This window comes from Prevotella sp. AM23-5 (genome assembly GCF_003473645.1).
GTDB classification, from domain to species: domain Bacteria; phylum Bacteroidota; class Bacteroidia; order Bacteroidales; family Bacteroidaceae; genus Prevotella; species Prevotella copri_A.
Genome location: NZ_QUCG01000130.1, coordinates 1 through 3,813 on the forward strand (window position 1 = coordinate 1; position 3,813 = coordinate 3,813).

A 3,813-nucleotide genomic window follows, 5' to 3' on the forward strand; every position below is an offset into this window, starting at 1 on the left:
GTTACCTATGCAAAACAGGTAACAATGCGGAAAGGCAACTTTGTGCATCAACGGATTTTATTGCACTGATTCTCAATGATTTGCGTATCAAGGAACGCTTACAAAATGATTATATTTGCACACTCAAAATGTAAGCGTTATGAAAATCGAAAAATTCAAGGTGTTGCTCTACCTAAAAAAGAGCGGAATGGACAAGAATGGAAAAGCTCCCATCATGGGACGCATCACGGTGAACAGGACTATGGCGCAGTTCTCCTGCAAGTTGTCTTGCACTCCATCGCTTTGGAATCCTCGTGCCAGCCGATTGGAGGGCAAGAGCAAGGAAGCCGTGGAGACCAACAAGGACATCGAGCAGTTGTTGCTTTCCATCCAAAAGGCTTTCGATGTGCTTGTGGAAAAGAGAACGGACTTCGAGGCTAAGGATGTCAAGGAGGCTTTGCAGGGCAGCGTCAAGACACAGACCACCCTTCTCTCCTTCGTGGACGAGCATATCAGTGAACTCAGCACCCATGAGGGCATCGATATGTCGAAGAGCAGTGTCTGGACTTACAGAAAGATTCGCAAGAATCTCGCTGAGTTCATCGGGGAGAAGTATAGGTTGACTGATTTGGCTTTCGGACAGCTGACCGAGCCTTTCATCAGTGACTTTCACCATTACTTGCTTGACGAGAAAGGCTTTTCATCAGGAACCATCACCATCTATGTGTCGCTCTTCAAGAAGATGTGCCGCATCGCCTTTGAGCGAGGCTTGTGCAGGAACCTGCTGTTCGCCCATTATCGGGTTGGCACTCCAAAGGTTACGACACCCAAGGCTCTCAGCATGTCTGATTTCATAAAAATCCGTGATGTGGAACTGCCCGAAGACAAGCCGAGACTATCCGTTAGCCGTGACCTGTTTCTTTTCGCCTGCTATGCAGGAACAGCCTTCATAGACACCGTTTCCATCACGAAAGCCAATGTCAAGGTGTTGGAGGATGGCGACAAATGGCTCGTTTATAACCGCAAGAAGACCGGAACACTTGCCAGGGTGAAACTCCTGCCCGAGGCGTTGGAGCTGATGGCGAGATACGAGGACGGGGCAAGAGATACCCTTTTCCCATTGCTGAACACGAATCGTGTTCGTATCGATCTCATCACCATCTGCAAGTTGGCGGAAACGAGCAAGACCTATTCCTACCATTCGGGACGACACTCGTTCGCCAGCCTCATTACGCTGGAGGCTGGTGTGCCGATGGAGACCATCTGCAAGATGCTCGGTCACAAGGATGTGAAGATGACGCAGCGATATGCGAGAGTAACCCAAAAGAAGCTGTTTGAGGTCATGGACAAGTTCTTCGCTGCAACAGAGAAGGACTCCTTTCTCGCATTATGAACAAGGCTTTCAACTTTTCTTTTTACAGTTTCAACTACATTATTATATTATAAGGACAACAACTATGAGCAGAAGTACATTTTCAATTTTGCCTTACATCAACAGACAGAAGGTGAAGGCAGACGGAACAGCCAACATACTTTGCCGCATCACCGTTGACGGCAAAAGTGCAGCCATTTCCACAGGCATATCCTGTACCCCACAGGAGTGGAACGCCAAGAAGGGAGAGGTACGGAACGCAAGGGACAGCGGACGATTGGCAAGTTTCCTTGCTGAGGTCAAGGATAAATACAACTCACTTCTTTCCACCAACGGCATCATCACCGTGGAAATGCTGAAGGCAGTGTTGAAGGACAAGGACACGACAGGAAAGTTCTTGCTGAGCTTTGGTGATACCATCGTGGAATGGTATCGAACCGCAAAAGCCAGACAAACCTTTCTGCACAAGCGGACATGGCAGAAGAACCTGAGAGACTTTGTCCATTCGTTGGATAAGGACGACATCGCCTTTGAGGACATAGACGAGAATTTCGGGGAGGAATACAAGCTATTCCTGAAACGAGACCAGGGACGCATCGACAGCTACGTGAACCATTGCCTTCTCTGGCTGAACATGTTGATGTACAAGGCAGTGGACAGGAGCATTATCCGCTTCAATCCCATAGCCAAGATAGGGTATGAGAAGAAGGCAGCCCCGAAGATGACCCATATCAGCAAGGCAGACTTCATCAGGATGCTCTCTACCCCGATGGCTGACGAGCGAACGGAGCTTGCACGCAGATGTTTCATTTTTGCCTCGCTCACCTCCTTATCCTATATAGATGTAAAGAAACTGTACCCTCACCATATCAGTGAGAACTCCGATGGTAGGAAGTTCATCCGCAAGGAAAGAGAGAAGACAGGCGTGGAGTTCTTCGTGCCACTCCATCCGATAGCCGAGAAGATTCTTTCGCTCTACAATACCACGGACGACAGCAAGCCTGTTTTTCCACTGGGTGAGAAGAAAGACATCTATCTTGATGTGCATACCCTTGGAATGGTGCTTGGCATAAGCAATAAGTTGGGATTCCACGCCAGCCGCCATACATTCGGAGTCTTGATGCTCAACGAGGACATTCCCATCGGCAGCATAGCCAAGATGATGGGACACGCAGACATTACAAGCACACAGGTCTATGCGCAGGTGACGGAGCAGAAGATTTCAAGCGACATGGACAAACTCATTGCCAAAAGAGAAAAGGACAAAAAATAATGGCATGGCTAAGCCATCATGCAACGTTCCTTGGAGGCTTTGCGCCTCCAGCCACTTGGGCGAACCACCGCAGGGTTTTAGCATGGTATTAGATTTATACAGGTAACACAAATGATACCCGGCAAACACGACCAACTCGGAATAGCCAATAAAACGAGGCGACAACCTATAACAACCACACTCGGTAAGTTATACGTTGTCGCCTTGTTTATTTCACCCCCCTCATCAAGGACATGTATTTCTCCTACAAGCCCTTCATTCTGTACGCCTCACGATAGTTAGCCATCAGAATCTTCTGAATGTCGGACTCGCGGTAGAGTATCTTTCCGCCAAGCTGGATATACGGGATGACACCGTTGTTTCGGTAGTCCTGCAGGGTTCTTCGGCTCAGTTGCAGTCTGGCACAAAGCTCCTTGTCCGTCATGAAGCGCTCACCGCCAAGCATGGGGCGGTAGTTCATCACGGCACGTTCAAAATTGTCAACCATTCGGTTGAGGTGGTTCACGATGTGGTTCATCCACTCGCTGTTTCTTGTCATTACTTCATTGCTCATAGTTGTCTCGTTTTATTGTTGATACTTACGTTACTCGGTTTACTTGCTGCTTTGGATTAAGTGGTTGTTGTATATTGACAGCCTAACCTGTGCGCTTGCGAAAGCGCATGTCCTTTTTCCTGTCCTCCACTACTGCTACGATAGCCATCACGTCCTCCGGCTTGTAGTAGGTCTTGTGGCTGATTTGCGTATAAGCCAAAGTTCCGTTGTCCCGAAGCGTCTGCACTGTCCGTGGGCAGATGTTGAGCGTCTGACACACGTCCTGCGTGTCGAGCCACTTGTTCATGGTCTTGTCCTCACTGCGCTCACGGATTCTGTCCATGCGCTTCACGAAGTTCTCCAACTGGGCATCAAGATAGTTGAATGCCTCTTCCTCGAATACGATGAATCCCATACTTTTCTTTTTTCTAAGTTAATACTATGTTATATGTCGCAAAGCTCCACGCATATGCTGTGCTCCACGCTTGTGAGTGCAAAGATAAGGCACGGCAATCTAAAAACAAGCGTTTTCAATTTCTGTGGCAGTATGTTGCCGGGGTTTGCCGACTTCAACGCCAAAAACAACAAGAAAAACTTGCACGACTGCAACGAATACATGAACAATGATGAGTTGAGAAATACGTTGAAGTTCTCACA

At 48.1% G+C, this 3,813-nt stretch carries 4 protein-coding genes; 2 read left to right on the forward strand and 2 right to left on the reverse strand.

Annotation, left to right across the window (positions count from 1 at the left end; all coding sequences use genetic code 11):
• Positions 1-139 precede the first annotated feature (139 nt).
• Both DW657_RS16770 and DW657_RS16775 read left to right on the forward strand, forming a co-directional pair.
• Positions 140-1,372, forward strand: coding sequence for a site-specific integrase (locus DW657_RS16770; RefSeq protein ID WP_118313500.1), 1,233 nt, complete (start codon positions 140-142; stop codon positions 1,370-1,372).
• A gap of 64 nt (positions 1,373-1,436) precedes the next feature.
• Complete coding sequence (locus DW657_RS16775) at positions 1,437-2,624, forward strand: site-specific integrase (protein WP_118313501.1); 1,188 nt, start codon at positions 1,437-1,439, stop codon at positions 2,622-2,624.
• A 244-nt stretch (positions 2,625-2,868) separates the two neighbouring features.
• On the opposite strand, the gene DW657_RS16780 is transcribed toward DW657_RS16775, so the two are convergent.
• Positions 2,869-3,177, reverse strand: a complete 309-nt coding sequence (locus DW657_RS16780; RefSeq protein WP_008145366.1) for a helix-turn-helix domain-containing protein — start codon at positions 3,175-3,177, stop codon at positions 2,869-2,871.
• An 82-nt stretch (positions 3,178-3,259) separates the two neighbouring features.
• Entirely contained in the window at positions 3,260-3,571 is a 312-nt protein-coding gene (locus DW657_RS16785; protein WP_008628599.1) for a helix-turn-helix domain-containing protein, read from the reverse strand.
• Between the last annotated feature and the right edge of the window lie 242 nt (positions 3,572-3,813).